Annotated in this window: 15 protein-coding genes and 2 tRNA genes; 14 read left to right on the forward strand and 3 right to left on the reverse strand. The window is 33.6% G+C overall.

All coding sequences use genetic code 11. From position 1 onward, the window contains the following. Nucleotides 1-314 precede the first annotated feature (314 nt). Nucleotides 315-392, reverse strand: a tRNA-Asp gene (locus H8909_RS04145). Nucleotides 393-400: 8 nt separating this feature from the next. Further along, nucleotides 401-491 (reverse strand) — tRNA-Ser (locus H8909_RS04150). 1,226 nt (nucleotides 492-1,717) lie between these two features. Here H8909_RS04150 and H8909_RS04155 point away from each other — a divergent pair. After that, on the forward strand, nucleotides 1,718-2,086 hold the full coding sequence (locus H8909_RS04155) for a hypothetical protein (RefSeq protein ID WP_006504503.1): 369 nt from the start codon (nucleotides 1,718-1,720) through the stop codon (nucleotides 2,084-2,086). A 15-nt stretch (nucleotides 2,087-2,101) separates the two neighbouring features. Next, nucleotides 2,102-2,398 (forward strand): hypothetical protein, encoded by a 297-nt coding sequence (locus tag H8909_RS04160; RefSeq protein WP_006504502.1) that lies wholly within the window; start codon nucleotides 2,102-2,104, stop codon nucleotides 2,396-2,398. A 103-nt stretch (nucleotides 2,399-2,501) separates the two neighbouring features. On the opposite strand, the gene H8909_RS04165 is transcribed toward H8909_RS04160, so the two are convergent. After that, nucleotides 2,502-2,873, reverse strand: a complete 372-nt coding sequence (locus H8909_RS04165) for a hypothetical protein (RefSeq protein ID WP_187011962.1) — start codon at nucleotides 2,871-2,873, stop codon at nucleotides 2,502-2,504. Nucleotides 2,874-3,031: 158 nt separating this feature from the next. On the opposite strand from H8909_RS04165, the gene H8909_RS04170 reads away from it, so the two are divergent. The 12 genes from H8909_RS04170 (at nucleotide 3,032) to rpsP (ending at nucleotide 16,898) form a co-directional block, all read left to right on the forward strand. After that, the gene (locus tag H8909_RS04170) at nucleotides 3,032-4,231 is read left to right on the forward strand and encodes an acetate/propionate family kinase (RefSeq protein ID WP_187011963.1); all 1,200 of its coding nucleotides are present in this window, start codon (nucleotides 3,032-3,034) and stop codon (nucleotides 4,229-4,231) included. 86 nt (nucleotides 4,232-4,317) lie between these two features. Next, on the forward strand, nucleotides 4,318-5,247 hold the full coding sequence (locus H8909_RS04175; protein WP_187011964.1) for a DHH family phosphoesterase: 930 nt from the start codon (nucleotides 4,318-4,320) through the stop codon (nucleotides 5,245-5,247). A 24-nt stretch (nucleotides 5,248-5,271) separates the two neighbouring features. Continuing rightward, nucleotides 5,272-5,943, forward strand: a complete 672-nt coding sequence (locus H8909_RS04180; protein WP_022424275.1) for a response regulator transcription factor — start codon at nucleotides 5,272-5,274, stop codon at nucleotides 5,941-5,943. Continuing rightward, nucleotides 5,943-7,316, forward strand: a complete 1,374-nt coding sequence (locus tag H8909_RS04185; RefSeq protein WP_117459800.1) for a sensor histidine kinase — start codon at nucleotides 5,943-5,945, stop codon at nucleotides 7,314-7,316. Before H8909_RS04180 ends, H8909_RS04185 begins: the two co-directional genes overlap by 1 nt. A 5-nt stretch (nucleotides 7,317-7,321) precedes the next feature. Beyond that, nucleotides 7,322-7,894: a xanthine phosphoribosyltransferase gene (locus H8909_RS04190; protein WP_187011965.1), complete on the forward strand. Its 573-nt coding sequence runs from the start codon at nucleotides 7,322-7,324 to the stop codon at nucleotides 7,892-7,894. Between the two features lie 11 nt (nucleotides 7,895-7,905). Continuing rightward, the gene (locus tag H8909_RS04195; protein WP_187011966.1) at nucleotides 7,906-10,842 is read left to right on the forward strand and encodes a chromosome segregation protein SMC; all 2,937 of its coding nucleotides are present in this window, start codon (nucleotides 7,906-7,908) and stop codon (nucleotides 10,840-10,842) included. Between the two features lie 11 nt (nucleotides 10,843-10,853). Beyond that, nucleotides 10,854-11,834 (forward strand): signal recognition particle-docking protein FtsY, encoded by a 981-nt coding sequence (gene ftsY / locus H8909_RS04200; RefSeq protein WP_022424279.1) that lies wholly within the window; start codon nucleotides 10,854-10,856, stop codon nucleotides 11,832-11,834. A 4-nt stretch (nucleotides 11,835-11,838) separates the two neighbouring features. Then, the gene (ylxM, locus tag H8909_RS04205; RefSeq protein ID WP_022424280.1) at nucleotides 11,839-12,168 is read left to right on the forward strand and encodes a YlxM family DNA-binding protein; all 330 of its coding nucleotides are present in this window, start codon (nucleotides 11,839-11,841) and stop codon (nucleotides 12,166-12,168) included. Between the two features lie 10 nt (nucleotides 12,169-12,178). Then, a complete protein-coding gene (gene ffh / locus H8909_RS04210; protein ID WP_187011967.1) occupies nucleotides 12,179-13,570 on the forward strand; it encodes a signal recognition particle protein in 1,392 nt (463 codons plus the stop codon). A 206-nt stretch (nucleotides 13,571-13,776) separates the two neighbouring features. Next, on the forward strand, nucleotides 13,777-14,481 hold the full coding sequence (locus H8909_RS04215; protein ID WP_187011968.1) for a response regulator transcription factor: 705 nt from the start codon (nucleotides 13,777-13,779) through the stop codon (nucleotides 14,479-14,481). 5 nt (nucleotides 14,482-14,486) lie between these two features. Further along, nucleotides 14,487-16,544, forward strand: a complete 2,058-nt coding sequence (locus H8909_RS04220) for a sensor histidine kinase (protein WP_187011969.1) — start codon at nucleotides 14,487-14,489, stop codon at nucleotides 16,542-16,544. A gap of 81 nt (nucleotides 16,545-16,625) precedes the next feature. After that, on the forward strand, nucleotides 16,626-16,898 hold the full coding sequence (gene rpsP, locus H8909_RS04225) for a 30S ribosomal protein S16 (RefSeq protein WP_022425814.1): 273 nt from the start codon (nucleotides 16,626-16,628) through the stop codon (nucleotides 16,896-16,898).

The raw sequence follows: 16,898 nt of genomic DNA on the forward strand, positions 1-16,898 counted from the left end.
ATATCAGTCTGTTTTGTTTAACGTTCTTGACGTATGGTGAGTTAGATAATAACTTAATTTCTTCATCAGTGAATTTTTTTGATTTTGACATAGTAGAATTTAAACAACAAAACAAAAAATGATACCCACAGGAGGGGTATCACAACTGTCAGGTTGTTGTCCTCCTTATGGGTACCATTTTAATCACACCCCTGGCTTTTTCAAAGCTTGAGTAAACCCCAAGTATATTTAGTTACTCAAAAATGCCAGACAATGTCTGGCATTTAAAGTATATATAAATAAAAAACACTTCCGAAGAAGTGTTAAATTACAAATGGCGGTCTGGACGGGGCTCGAACCCGCGACCTCCGCCGTGACAGGGCGGCATTCTAAACCAACTGAACTACCAGACCATTTGCAATGGCGCAGACAGAGGGATTTGAACCCTCGCGCAGGTTACCCCACCTACTCCCTTAGCAGGGGAGCCTCTTCAGCCTCTTGAGTATGTCTGCATCGGACTGCCTACTTAATATACCATATAGATTTAGGGTATGCAAGCACTTTTTGCATAAAAATCATAAAACTAAAGTGAAAAGTTAAATTCCACTTTAGGCATTATGAATTCATCATCAAAATATGTGCATTATATACAAAAGCACTATTCATTTTCCCCAAAAAAATTATAATAAGATTAGAAATATAAATATGATTGATTAATAATAAAAGCATATTTAAAAGAGAGGAGGTATAAAGCATTTTTTCAATCATAATAAATTTATTAAATAATTTCGATTTTTTAAGTAAATTGTTGCTTTACGTTAACTTATTCAAAAAAATCCCATAACAATACTTGTAATATGCTTCCTTAATTGAAGTGGGCATAGGTATAGCTCTTATCATTTTGATACTGAAGATTTCTGTGTCCACAATCATTCTAAGAATCACAGATGCCATTTCTCTTCAATGTTTACTTTTCCAGTTTCATATGAAGTAGAAAATCTGATGTTAAGCTAAATTTGATGATCTAGTAGCAACATTTTTCTTGAACTTAGCGAATAATTTTAAAAAGGGAGGATTTTAAATGAATAGAAAAATTAAATTGTGATCATTTATTTGTATTGCTATCACATTTGCTATGGTTTTTCCTAATCATATTGAAGCGTTAGAACCTAAATATCCAACTTTACGTGAGTTAATAGAAAATGACATGATAGATTTATCTGAAATGAGTTATGCTGAGCATATGGATTAGATGACCAAGTAGCCGGAGTATTAACGATTTATTCTTCGACATCAGGAAATAGTTCTCTAACCTCGCTAGGATTACAAGGACATGCATGGATCACAGTAAGAAACTATCAGAAGACAAGATCATATGGAACAAAATCTTTATCTTCAAATCAATTTTGTTCAATAGGAACATGGCCTTCTTTTATAACTGGATATAATGGAGTATGGTATAATTATGAAAGAAACAAACGATCTGGTTATGTAAATAATTCTTTACAAGTCACCTATGCAAAACAAACTTTTAGTCCTATTGCTTATTCTAGGTTGAATTCTGTAATAAATTCGTACGGAAAAACTTGGGCACCTGCAAATAATTGTACGCATTTTGCTACAAAAACATGGAACTCTGTGAGTAACATAAAACTAACCATTAATTCAAATGCTAATACACCTTCAAAATTATCTAATCAAATTAAAAGTAAATGTACATATCATATAGGAGTAAACGATGCAGATTTTACATCTTGCTCATCATCATCAGTATCACATTATTAAATTAAAAATAATATTAATAATCTTAATCTGTTTGCTATGTACAGGATGCTCTCAAGATAAAGTGAATATAAACAAAATAGATATTAAGAGTGTAGAAATCACTGACGTAATTGAAATTGAATATATTAATAATACTGATATATGCTTAAATTATGAATATTATTTTAAAAATGGAATTTTATCAATTTACTTTGTGGAAACTGATAAGAAAAACACTTATGAGAATTTAATACAGATAAAAAATACATTTTCAGATATAAAAGCAATTGAAATTATAGATGACACACAAAGCAGAGCAATATATCCGCAATTATTTTGGTAAAGGGAGTAAACTTATATGTTGAAAATCAGACGATTATTATTATCTTTTGTACTTTTAATATTTAATATTATTAATTTTTCAGTGTTACTAAGCAATATTGATGATGATTATGCAAATATTTTTATTACATTATTTTATTTGTTTTTAAGTTATCTTGTATATAAAGAATGGAAATATACACCTGTAGTCGCTGTTATAGGATATTTTGTTTGTGTGTGGTTATCTAGTACATTTGGAATAGCTTGGTTTGGTTGGTTTGGATTACATATTGGTTTAACAATATTGTTGATAATACTTTTTGAAATGAAATAGTTATAATAGAAAGAACTTATGCAGAAAACAATGAAAAAGGGGACTGTAACGAGTAATAAAGGTAATTTAAAATAATTAGGTGTTTCCTAAATTTTAATGATAATCAAACATGAGCACCACAACGGTGCTTTTGTTTTGCAGCATAATTCGCAAAGCTGTCTTTTCTCCATGGATGATTCATTGGAGGAATATACTTTTTCTTTTCTTTCTTAGGTGCTTCCTTAGGAGCATCAAATTCCTTTGATACTAGTTCATGTTTGGGTACTTCTTCCATTAGATAAAGCTTATCAGCGATATTTGCCAGAAACTGTCGATCAAATGACTCAATGACCATGCAGTCAGTCTTTCTTGTAAAGTATCTTCTGTCACCGCTTTCAGTTACTGGAAAATAGTATTTACTCTGGAATCTGATGCAGTGGTCTTTGTCTATAGTTCTAGTTAAAAGTATTGCAGGAGTACGATTAATTTCCTCCATAGATAGAACCGAAATAAGTCCTGAAATAAACCTGAAATAAATCCTGAAATAAATGTCAACGCTTACAATATTTTTGTGTCAACGCTTACAATATTTTTGTTGTGTTTTATATCTTATTTTAGTAAAATTAAATTATATGATTTTAAGGAGGTTATAGTATGGCTAAAATCATGGCGGTAAACGCTGGTAGTTCATCATTAAAATTCCAGTTATTAGAGATGCCTTCAGAACTAGTAATCTGCTCAGGTATTGTGGAAAGAATTGGACTAGAAGAAGGAATTTTTACTATTAAACATAATGGACAGAAGAAAACAGAAAAATTACCTATTCCAGACCATAAGGTCGCTGTTTCTTTAGTGTTAGAAGCATTAGTTAAGGAAAAAATTGTTGAAAAGCTAGAAGAAATTGAAGGAGTAGGACATCGTATTGTACATGGTGGTGAATACTTTGATTCTAGTGCTGTTGTAAATGAAGACGTAGTAAGTAAGGTAGAAGAGTTATGTGAATTAGCACCACTACATAACCCTGCACACTTAGTAGGATATCGCGCATTCAAAGAAGCTCTTCCAGGAGTAGGACATGTATTCGTATTTGATACAGCATTCCATCAGACATTGGATAGAGAAAGATATTTATATCCATTACCATTAGAATATTACACAGACTATAAAATCAGAAAATATGGTGCACATGGTACAAGTCATAAATATGTTTCTGAACAGGTTATTAAAGAATTAGGTAATCCAAAACATTCACGTATCATCGTATGTCATTTAGGTAATGGCGCATCACTTTCTGCAGTATTAGATGGTAAGTGTATTGATACATCAATGGGATTCACACCACTAGCAGGTGTAATGATGGGCTCTAGATGTGGTACAATTGATCCATCTATCATGCCTTACTTATGTAAGAAATTAAATAAAACACCTGATGAAGTATTAGATATCTATAATAAGAAATCAGGAATGCTTGGTATTTCAGGTATTTCTTCAGATTCACGTGATATTGAAAATGCTTTATTCAATGAAGGTGATGAACGTGCATTATTAACTGGTTTATTATATTCACGTATTGTTTCTAAATATATTGGTCAGTATTTCGTAGAATTAGGTGGCTTAGATGCAATTGCCTTCACTGCAGGTGTAGGTGAAAACGCTGCTTACTTAAGACGTTTGATTATCGATGATTGTTCTCGTGCACTAGGCGTATTCTTAAATGAAGAATCAAATGAGATTCGTTCAGACGAAAATAGATTAATCTCTCATCCGTTCTCTAAGATTGATGTCTTTGTAATCCCTACAAACGAAGAAGTAGAAATCGCTAGAGATACTATGAAACTATTGCATTTAGGATAAAATGACAGACAGAAGTCATATATTGATTTCTGTCTTTTTTATTTCTATGAAAATATGTTAAAATGGGGGAAAAGGTGGGTTAAATTATGGATAAAATAATTAATTTATTAAAACAATATAAACAAGTATTCTTATATCGTCATATTAATCCTGATTATGACGCTTTTGGTTCTACTGTAGGTATGTATTGTTTCTTGAAAGAAAACTTTCCAAAAATCAATGTTGTGTTAAAAGGGAACTTTGAGAATGTTTTATGGGAAAAATTCAATGCCCCTATAGATGAAGAAAAAGAACTTCCTACTCTAGGTATTGTGATTGATACAGCTAATCGTGAACGTATTGATGGTGATATTTCAGTATGTGAGAAGATCATTAAGATTGATCATCATATCGTCGTAGATTCTTATGGAGATATCAATGTTGAAGATGCCACTGCATCAAGTGCTTCTCAGATTGTTTCTCTATTATTAGAAGAAGTAAGGGATGCTTATTCTTTAAATGAACAAGGTGCACGTGCTTTATATATGGGTATTATTGGTGATACAAATAGATTTATGTATCGCTCTACAGATGCCCGTACATTCAGGGCAGCATCTTACTTATTAGAATCAGGTATTAATATTGAAGAAATCTATCAAACAATGTATTTAAGAGAAGAAAAAGATTTAAAAGTCACACAGTTTATCTTGAACAATTATCAAGTCAATGATAAAGTGGCTTACTATATATTGAAGGATGAAGACCTTAAAGAATTAGGTATTAGTCGTGAAGAAGGCTCTAGCTACGTCAATACACTTGCAAATGTCAAGGAATTTGAAGTCTGGTGTGCTATTACAGAAAATACGAAAGATAATGTCTATCGTGTCTCTATTCGTTCTAGAAATGCGATTATTAATGAAGTGGCTGCTAAGTTTGGTGGGGGAGGACATGCCCTTGCTTCAGGTGCAACACTTTCGAGTCTAGATCAGCTTGAGGACTTACTTTCATCTCTTCATGATGCAATAAGTATGATATAATGAGAAAAAATGAGGTGAAATAAGATGAAATCTAAAATCATGGTTGTAGATGATGAAATGCATATTAGAGAATTAGTGCGTTTCTATCTTGATAAAGCAGGTTTTGATACAATTGAAGCAGCTAATGCTGAAGAAGCATTGGATATAGTAGAAAACCAATATATTGATTTGGCTGTTGTAGATATCATGATGCCTGGAATGGATGGTTTTGAACTTGTTGAACAGATGAGACAATATCGTGAATTTCCAGTCATTATGTTGACAGCTAAATCACAATCAAAAGATAAATTAAGAGGGTTCTCTTTAGGTATTGATGACTATGTTACAAAACCTTTTGACCCAGATGAATTAATGGCACGTGTTAAAACAATCTTAAAACGATATAGTATTAATTCTTCAAATGTAGTGAAGATTGGTGACGTCATCTTTGATGGTGATAAATATGAAGTACGTTATCAGGATCAGATTATCCATCTTCCTTTAAAACAGTTTGAATTGGCATTTGAACTCGCAAAGAATCCAAATCAGATTTTCACAAGAGAACAGCTTATTGAAAAAATCTGGGGAATGGATTATGACGGTTTTGATCGTACAGTAGATGTTCACATTAAGCGTATTCGTGAGAATCTTGGGCATCTCCCAGGATTCAAAGTTGTGACAGTACGTGGCTTAGGTTATAAAATAGAGGTTGAGTAATGAAGTCTATTTATAGTAAACTTATAATTGGCTTTTTATTAACATCTTTATTAAGCTTTTCAATCTGTTGTTTCTTTACAATCAGATCTTATAATCATGACTCTGATCAACTGGCATTAGAAGAGTTAGAACATTCTTCCGATCATATTGCAGATTTGATCAAGTTAATTGATGATAAGGATCAGGATAAGATTTTAGCGGATTATTCAGAAACATCAGAAATGTCTTTTACTGTCACATGTGAAGGACAGACAAAAAGCTTTGGACATGTTAATAAGAAACTTATACTTAAAGATGATGAATTAAAAACACTTGCGACTTCAAAAGATAAGTCATTACGTAGTGAAGGAATCATTTCGCAATATGCGAAAGCATTTAAAATTGATAATCAGACATATGTGATTACAGTTCAGAAGGATTTTTCTGCTACAAAAGATATCTTTATGAAGTCTTATACAAGTGCAGCTATTATCTTTATGATGACAGGAAGTATTGTCTTCCTGATTGTTGCAGATATTATTGTGAAACCAATCTCACGTCTCACAAAGGTCACTGATGAGCTTGCAAAAGGGAATTATAAGGTGCGTGTCAATTATGAAGGAAAAGATGAAATATCCTCATTGTATGCTTCCTTCAATCAAATGGCAGTAAGACTCGCTAAGCAGGAAACAATCCGCCAACAATTTATATCGGATGTATCTCATGAGTTCCAAACACCTTTAACGGCTATTAGTGGATTTGCGACAATATTAAAGAATGAGAATCTGACAGATGAACAAAGACAGAAATATGCTGATATTATATTGTTCAATTCAAATCGTTTGTCTCATCTATCTAAGAATATGCTTCAATTAACATTATTAGATGGTGAAGATACATCATTAGATAAGAGTGAATTCCCACTTATTGAACAGCTTAATCGTGTTATTGAGATGGAAGATAATGCGGCTTTAAGTAAGGATATCGAAATAGAATTCATTCATCCTAAAAAGGAATTCATCATTGAAGCGGATGAAAGCCGTATGGAGCAGGTCTGGATCAATTTATTAAGTAATGCAATCAAGTATACGAATGAGCATGGTGTAGTAACAGTAGAAGTAAGAAGAACAGCCACTGAACTACAGGTAAGATTTGAAGATACAGGTGTGGGAATGAGCCAGGATGCTATTTCTCATATCTTTGAAAGATTCTATAGACAGGATAAATCACGTACAATTGAAGGAAATGGACTTGGTTTATCTATAGTAAAAAGGATTATTGATTTACATCACTATAAAATAGATGTAGAATCACAAGAAGATGTTGGTTCTGTATTTACTGTTTATATCCCATATGAGATGTTTACAGGACTCACAAAAAAGAAAAAGGATTAGTGAAGATGGAAGAGTTAAAGAAGAAGATTTTAGAAGACGGATATGTTATTAATGAAAATGTATTAAGAGTAGATAGTTTTTTAAATCATCAGATTGATGTAGAGTTATTTAATAAGATTGCAGATGCATTCTATGAAAGATATAACAATAAACCAATCAACAAGATTGTTACTATTGAAGCAAGCGGTATTGGTTTAGCTGTTGTCGTTGCACAGAAATTCAATAATTGTCATGTAGTATTTACTAAGAAGGGTTCTTCTTCAATCACTGACAATGATTTCTATACTACAGAAATTCATTCTTATACTAAGAATAAAGACTATATTGGACAGATTTCTAAGAAATACTTAAGTCCAGAAGACCATGTATTAATCGTGGATGATTTCTTAGCCAATGGGGAAGCTGTTATGGGCATGATTGACTTATGTAATCAGGCAGGTGCAACAGTAGAAGGTATTGGTATTGTCGTTGAAAAAGGATTCCAGCAGGGAAGACATAGAATTGAAGAAGCTGGATATAAAGTACAGTCTCTTGCAATCGTAAAGGGCTTTGAAGACGGCAAAGTTATTTTAGATTAGAGAGGAATAACATGTATTTAAAACGAATTGAACTTCATGGCTTTAAATCCTTCGCGGATAAAAGTGTAGTTGAATTCATGCCAGGTATTACTGGAATAGTAGGGCCTAATGGATGTGGTAAATCAAATATTACTGATGCCATTCGCTGGGTACTAGGAGAAAAGTCTGCAAAGGCAATGCGTGGAGAAACAATGACGGATGTCATTTTCTCTGGAAGTGAAGATCGTAAAGCACAGGGTGAAGCAGAAGTGACACTTGTCTTTAATAACGAAGATCATTTTCTTGATTTTAATTCTAATGAAATAGAAATCACACGTCGTCTTTATCGTACAGGTGATTCAGAATTCTTATTAAATAGAGAACAGTGCCGTTTAAAGGATATTACTGATTTAATTATGGATACAGGTTTAGGAAGAGATTCTTTATCTATTATTTCTCAGAATAATATCAATGAGTTTGTGAAAAGCAAACCAGAAGATCGACGTGCGATGTTTGAAGAAGCAGCAGGTGTTGCAAAATATAAGAAGCGTAAGATTGAAACAGTCAGAAAACTTGAACGTACAACAGACAATCTAGACCGTGTTCAGGATATCTGTAGTGAATTAGAACGACAGATAGGACCATTGAAAAGACAAAAAGAAAAGGCTGAAACATATTTAGAGTTCAAGGAAGAACTACAGGAAGTAGAAGTTTCAGTGCTAGTAAAGGAAATCAGTACTCTTTCTGAAGAATTAAAGACTTTAAATAAAGAGTTAGAAGACCTAGAAAATGAACGTATTACCAATGATGGTGCTGTTATTCTTGATGAAAAGCAGAGTGAAGAACTTGAAAAGAAGATGTATGCTCTTGACCAGGAAGTCAATGAACTTCAGGAAAAGCTATTAGAGGCAATGAATGAAGTCAGTAGCCTTGAAACACAGAAGGTTGAAATTGATGCCAATCGTAAGCATATATTAGAAACAACAAGCCAGGAAGATATAGAACAAAAGAAAGCAAGTATGAAGTCTATTCTTCAAGATGCAATTATAGATTATAACGATAGAGTGAAGCGTTATAATGATGTCAAGAAAGAAAAGAATGATTTGGCACAGAAAGATTCTTTAAATAAGAAGCAGCAGGCTAATCTTCGCTCTCTTATTGAAAAGAAGAATATTGACATTCATAATTCTCGTACTGAGAAGACAAGATTGACTGATATTATTGAGAATAAGAGTGGCTACAGCTATGGTGTACGTACTATTTTAGGTGCGAAAAATTCTTTATCTGGTATTTGTGGTACTTTAGGTGATCTGATTGAAACAGAAGAAACCTATGAAACAGCACTTGCTACAGCGCTAGGTGGGGCAGTGCAATTTATTGTCACTCGTACAAATGATCAGGCAAAAGAAGCTATTTATTTCTTGAGAAAGAATAAGGCAGGACGTGCGACATTCCTACCTATTGATACAATGAAACCTAGATTATTAAGAGATGAAGCAAAGATGCTTGCTGAACAGTCTCTTGGATATTTAGGTGTAATGAGTGATTTTGTGACTTATGATAAGTCTATTAGTGATGTTGTATTAAACCAGTTAGGTAATACAATTGTAGCTGATCATTTAGATCATGCGACAGAAATCGCAAAATCTATTTATCATCGTTATCGTGTTGTCACCCTTGAAGGAGATATCATCAATGTAGGTGGTTCTTTAACTGGTGGGGCAAATAAGCATACAAATAATTCGATGATGTCTAAAAGAGAATTAGAACGTGTGTCTCGTACATTAGATCAACAAGAAAAAGATCTTAATAAGATGAAGTCCGATCTTCATACATTAGAAAATGAGGGAAGAGAAATTGGACAGCTCTTTATGCAGAAACAGATGTCTCTCGCAAAACTTGAACTTGTTGTTACAAATAAGAAGAATGAATATGAAGTCGCTAAGGCTGATTATGAAAACTTAACACACCAGAGTGTCGAACTTGATGAAGTTATCAAAGGCACTCAAAACAATGAATTACTTGATCGTTTAAATGATGCAAAAAGACGTCGTGATGAATTAAAAGAAACAATTCAGGCAAAACGTACAATCCGTATGGGTTATGTGAATGAAAACGAAGAAGTGTCTCGTCGTTTACGTGAACATCGTGCTGCTTTAAAAGATGTAGAAAGTCAGAGTACGGATAAGAAGGTCGCAAAGTCTCGTTTAGAAACAGAGATTCAGAACTACTTATTAAGACTTAATGATGCATATGCAATGACTTTTGAACATGCGCAGGAAAAAGCCGATATGTCCATTGATATTGATAAGGCTAAGGATAAAGTACGTGATTTAAGACAGCGTATTGCGTCACTAGGACATGTCAATGTAGAATCCATTGAACAATACAATGATGTAAGTACACGTTATGAAACACTAAGTACACAGCGTTCACAATTATTAGAAGCACAGGATAGCTTATTAAAAGCTATTAAAGATATGGATGCTATTATGGTTGAGAAGTTCAGCACTTCATTTGAAGCCATTAATAAGGCATTCAACGATGTATTCCGTTATTTATTTGGCGGAGGACATGCTTCACTTAAATATACTGATCCAGATAATATTCTAGAAACAGGTATTGATATTGAAGCACAGCCACCTGGAAAGGCTGCAAAACTGCATTCTTTCTCAGGAGGAGAAAACGCATTAATCGCATTAAGCTGCTTATTTGCGATGATCAGTGTGAAGCCATCTCCTTTATGTATTCTCGATGAAGTAGAAGCTGCACTTGATATTGCGAATGTAGAGCGTTTTGCGAAGTATTTACGTAGTTTCTCAGATCAGACACAATTTATTGTTGTTACACATCGTGAAGGAACTATGGCTGAATGTGACCTATTATATGGGGCTACAATGCAGGAAAAAGGTGTCACTAAGCTTGTCAGTGTTAAGCTTAAGGATGCCACTGAATATGCAAGCAGTTAGGAGGATGCATTATGGGATTTTTTCAGAAGATTAAAGAAACATTTGTAGGTAAATCTACAAAACAGAATGAGAAGTATGTTGCTGGTCTTGATAAATCATCTGCTTCTTTCTCATCTAAAATTAATGCGTTAGCCGCAAGATATCGTGAAATCAACGATGAATATTTTGATGAGTTAGAAAATATCCTGATCATGAGCGATGTTGGTGTCAACATGGTTATGAAGATTGTAGATGAAATCAAGAAAGAAGTACGTCTTGAAAATATCAAGGATCCTCATGCGATTAATGATATTATCGTTGATAAGATGTTTGTCATCTATGCCAATGACTCATATATGACAACTAAGATCAACTATGCAGAAAATGACTTAACAGTCATCTTGATGGTTGGTGTTAATGGTGCAGGTAAAACAACTACTATCGCTAAGCTTGCCAATAAGATTATGCATGAAGAAGGCAAGAAGGTTATGGTGGCTGCTGGTGATACATTTAGAGCTGGTGCCATTGAACAACTTGCTGAATGGGCAAACCGTTTAAATATTCCTTGTGTTAAGGGTAAAGAAGGAGGAGATCCATCTTCTGTTATCTTTGATGCATTAGAACAGGCAAAAGCAGGCGGTTATGATGTACTCATCTGTGATACAGCAGGACGTTTACAGAATAAAGTAAACTTAATGAAGGAACTTGAAAAGATGAATCGTATCATCAAGAGAGTTGTACCAGAAGGACCTCAGGAAACATTACTTGTAGTAGATGCAACAACAGGTCAGAATGGTATTTCACAGGCTGTAGAATTCTCTAAGATTACAGATATTACTGGTATTGTCCTTACTAAAATGGATGGTACTGCTAAGGGTGGTATTATTCTTTCTATTAAGGATATGCTCAATATCCCTGTTAAGTTTATTGGTTTAGGTGAAAAGATTGATGACTTACAGGAATTTGATCTTGAACAGTATATTTATGGTTTGTGTAATGATCTGATGGAGTAAGATGATGGATGAAGAGTTAAAAAAGAAAGAACAAGTCATCCTCTTGATGGATTGTTATAGAGAACTGTTGACAGACAAACAGAAGCAGTATCTTTCTCTCTACTATGAGGAAGATCTGTCTTTATCAGAAATAGCTGAAGACTTAAGTGTTTCTAAAAATGCTGTTTTTGATAATATTAAGCGTTCTGTGATGAGTTTAGAGAAGTATGAATCTAAATTACATATTCTTGAAAATCATCGTAAGAGACTTAATTTAATTAATAAGATTGAAGAAGAAAAGAATAAGAAGCATGAAGATATTGATGAATATCTTGAAATGCTGAAGAATATCTAGGGAGGTAATTATGGCTTTTGAATCTTTATCAGATAGACTCCAAGAGACATTAAAAAAGGTAACAGGACAAGCGACTCTTACTGAAGCAAACATGGAGGAGATGCTTCGTGAAATCCGTTTGGCTTTACTTGAAGCCGATGTTAACTACCAGGTAGTTAAAGAGTTTATTGCAAATACAAAAGAAAAAGCAATCGGTCAGAACGTTATTGGTTCATTAAAACCAGGACAGGTTCTTGTCAAGATTGTTCATGATGAATTAGTATCATTACTTGGTACAGAAATGGTGACTGTAGACTACTCTAAAGATCCTACAATCATCATGATGGTTGGTTTACAGGGTTCAGGTAAAACTACAACTGCTGGTAAGATTGCTAAATTAATCACTGAAAAACAAGGTAAGAAGCCTTTATTAGTTGCTGGCGATATTTATCGTCCTGCTGCCATTGATCAGTTAAAGACATTAGGTGCACAGCTTAATATTCCAGTATTCTCTAAAGGCACTGATACACCTGTAGAAACAATCGTTACTGAAGCTTTAGCTAAAGCGCGTGATGATCACAACGATGTAGTAATCATCGATACTGCTGGTCGTTTACAAATTGATGAGAAGTTGATGCAGGAGCTTGCTAATGTTAAAGAAATTGCCCATCCTGATGAAATCCTTTTAGTTGTTGACTCATTAGCTGGTCAGGAAATCGTGAATGTTGCTTCAACATTCAATGAAAGACTAGGAATCACTGGTGCAGTTTTAACTAAGTTAGATGGTGACGCACGTGGTGGGGGTGCTCTCTCTATTAGACATGTCACTCACGTCCCTATCAAATATATCGGTACAGGTGAAAAATTAGATGAAATCGATTATTTCTATCCTGACCGTATGGCAGATCGTATCCTTGGTATGGGGGATGTTGTTTCCCTTGTAGAAAAGGTACAGGATGTTTATGATGAAAAAGAAAGTATGAAAGCTTTCAATAAGATGAAAGCCGGTACTTTTGGTTTAGATGATATGCTTGATCAGATGAAGAAACTCCAGAAGATGGGTCCTTTATCTGGCTTATTGAAGATGATTCCAGGAATGCCTAAGATTCCTAATTTAAATGATGATGATGCCGCTGCTAAGATGAAGATGACTGAATCAATCATCTATTCTATGACTAAAGCAGAACGTGCAAATCCTGATATGATTAATTCATCACGTAAAGAAAGAATTGCCAAGGGTTGTGGTCAGTCTGTGACTGAAGTGAATAAGCTATTAAAACAGTTTGAACAGTCACGTAAGGTCATGAAGCAGCTAGGTAACATTGATCCTACAACTGGTATGCCAACACAAAGACCAATGAAGAATCAGCAACAACTCAATCCTTATCGTAAAAAGACAAGACATAAGAAAAAGAAGAAATAAAACCTCCCCGGAGGTTTTTTCTTTAGAATTATTTAAGAATTTCATCACGAATCTTTTTATTTTTAGTCACTATACTTATAAGCGAAGGAGGGATACATATGTTTGAAACATTTATGTTCACATTATTATTTCCTGTTATTATGATCAGTATTATCGCTTATTTAAGTACATTGACTCGCTGATTATGAAGAAGGGGAGTTAAGTTAATGAAACACACACTATTACTTGTAGAAGACGAGTTAGGTATTAGAGAAACAGTTAAGATCTTTTTAAAGAGTCAGAATTATGAAGTCATTGAAGCGGAGAATGGAAAAGAAGGGCTTGAAGCACTTAAACATAACGATATCCATTTAGCTATTGTAGATATTATGATGCCTGTTATGGATGGGCTGACTATGACAATGAAGCTTCGTGAAGTATCAGATATCCCTGTGATCTTCTTGACAGCTAAAACAGAAGATATTGATAAGATTACAGGACTTAATCTAGGGGCAGATGATTATATCACTAAACCTTTTGAACCTATGGAACTCATTGCAAGAGTGAATTCTAATTTAAGACGCTATGAACAGATCTTAAATTTAAAGGGAAATATACAAAAGCCAAACAATCAACTTATTGTAGGAGGTTTAGTATTAGACCAGGCAACTAAAGAAGTCTTTGTGAATGGACGTTCTGTTAGACTCACTAAGAAAGAATTCCAGATATTAGAACTATTAATGAGTTATCCTGGTAAGGTGTATTCTGCAGAAGAAATCTATGAATCTATCTGGGAAGAAACAGCCATTAATACAGAAACAATCATGGTTCATGTAAGAAGACTTAGAGAAAAAATTGAAGCCAATCCTAAACATCCTGAATACTTAAAGGCTGTTTGGGGCGTAGGTTATAAAATAGAGAAGATGGAGTGATGACAATGAAGAAAAGACGTATATTTATTATTGGTTTAATTGTCTTATTATTGGCTTGTCCAAGCTGTATGATTTATATCACAGTCAAACAGCAGGATGGTTATAAGAAAAGAGTCGCAGACAATACGAATGAATATATGCTGCAGTTTCTTACAATGGCAGTTGAATCAAAAACAGATCCTGATTATAAGCCTTTAAATTTTAATGGGCTAGATGAAAAATCACAAGAAGCAGCTACTGCGACGATGAATGAAATATTCAAAACTGTTTTAGATATGGAACAGGATGATGATGGATTTCACTATGAAGCATATAATGAAAAGACAAGACAGTATTATAAGAATCAGAAATCTTATTATCCTGTCGCCTATGAAGAATTTTTTAAATCTAGTGCGCGTTCGAAATATTTTTACACGGATACTGTAGCTCTTTTTGATGAAAGTGATATTATTAGTAACCTTGATGCAGGATATAAGCTCGAAGAAGGAAAAGATGGAAAAAGATCTTTACTTAAAGTATATAATACGTATGTAGATTTAAATCAGGTAAGTATTAATTTACCTAAAGATATAGAAATGACTTATTATTGTACAATGTATGAATCGCCTATGACATATATTGAACGTAATTTTGTGGATGAATATGATATTGCAGTCCTTTCAGGAGTTGCTCTTCTTCTGGGTTTAGTTATCTTTATATATATTTTAATGAATTCATTAGAAGTAGAAGAAGTTATTAATCCATATCGCACAATTAAACAATGGAAGCTATTAACTGTTATTATCATTATTGGATTAACTAGTTTTATTTTTATAGGGGCATCAGGAGTAACAGGTGCTCTTGTGATGATGGGAGAACTTCAAGGTGCCCTTGCAAGACATAATATAGCTTATGCTACATCTATCAGTTATGGCCTCTATTTTTTCTGTATGGTCATTTTCTATTTCTTGTTCTCAATGTTATGCTTTACTGTGAAGTATATGCTTATGAATGGAATGGACTATTTTAGAAACAATACATGCATTTATGCCCTTTATGCAAAAACAAAGGAACTAGGTAATAAAGTGACTGAATTTGATTTGAAGGATAATATCAATCAGGATATCTTGAAATTTACTATCTGTAATTCATTGCTTGTTATTATTTTATATGTTCTCTCACCAAGTAAGACAATCTTTGCGATTGTTTATGTCATGATCTCTTTCTTATATATAAGAAAGCAGTCAATGAAGGTAAAGAATGATTATAAAAATATGCTAGACTTTACAGAACAGCTTTCTCATGGCCATTTTGATACAGAAATAGAAGATGATCTAGGCATCTTCAACAGTATGCGTGATCGTTTAAATAACTTAAAAGTAGGTTTTGAAGCAGCTGTTAAGGAAGAAACAAAATCACAGAATATGAAGACAGAACTTATTACCAATGTCTCTCATGATTTAAAAACTCCTCTTACATGTATTAAGAACTATGTTATTTTACTTAAGAATACACAAGCTGATGAAGCAACAAGAACTGAATATTTAAACCAATTAGAAAGATATACAAATAGACTTTCTAATCTTATTCAAGATCTCTTTGATGTCTCTAAAGCCTCTAGTGGTAATATTGACCTTCATCCTATTGATTTAAGATTACAAGCGTTAGTTGATCAATCCTTAGCTGAATGTATTGAAGTATTAGAATCTAAAGATATCCAGGTCATTAAGAATGTAGAGGATGTTGTCGTTCATCTAGATGGAGATAAGACATATCGTGTCTTTGAAAATCTATTAACTAATATTGGTAAGTATGCCATGCCACATAGCCGTGCCTATATTGATATTCATGAGGAAGAAGACTATGTTTCAGTTATATTCAAGAATATGAGTGAAGTAGAAATGAACTTCTCTAGCGAAGAAATCCAGGAACGTTTTGTACGTGGAGATAAATCTCGTCATGAAACAGGTAGTGGTCTAGGACTTGCGATTGCGAAAAGCTTTGTTGTTGCTCAGGGTGGTACATTTGATATAGAAATAGATGGGGATCTCTTTAAAGTCATCATGACATTTAAAAAAAGTTAAAGTGTCAAGTAAAAATACTTGACACCTAATTTGAATATGGTATTATAAGTAAGCAAATTAAATTAATCGGAGGAAAACACAATGGCAGTTAAATTAAGATTAAAGAGAATGGGTGCTAAGAAGTCACCATTTTATAGAATTGTTGCAGCTGATTCAAGAATGCCAAGAGATGGTCGTTTCATTGAACAGTTAGGAACTTATGATCCAAGACAGAACCCAGCTAAGGTTTCTTTAAAGAAAGAAGAAATCTTAAAGTGGTTAGGTAACGGTGCTCAGCCTTCTGACACAGTTAAGAACATCCTTTCTAGAGAAGGCGTAATCAAAGAATTTGCTGAATCTAAGAAGGCTAAATAA

The organism is Catenibacterium faecis (assembly GCF_014306455.1).
In the GTDB taxonomy this organism is placed as follows: domain Bacteria; phylum Bacillota_I; class Bacilli_A; order Erysipelotrichales; family Coprobacillaceae; genus Catenibacterium; species Catenibacterium mitsuoka_A.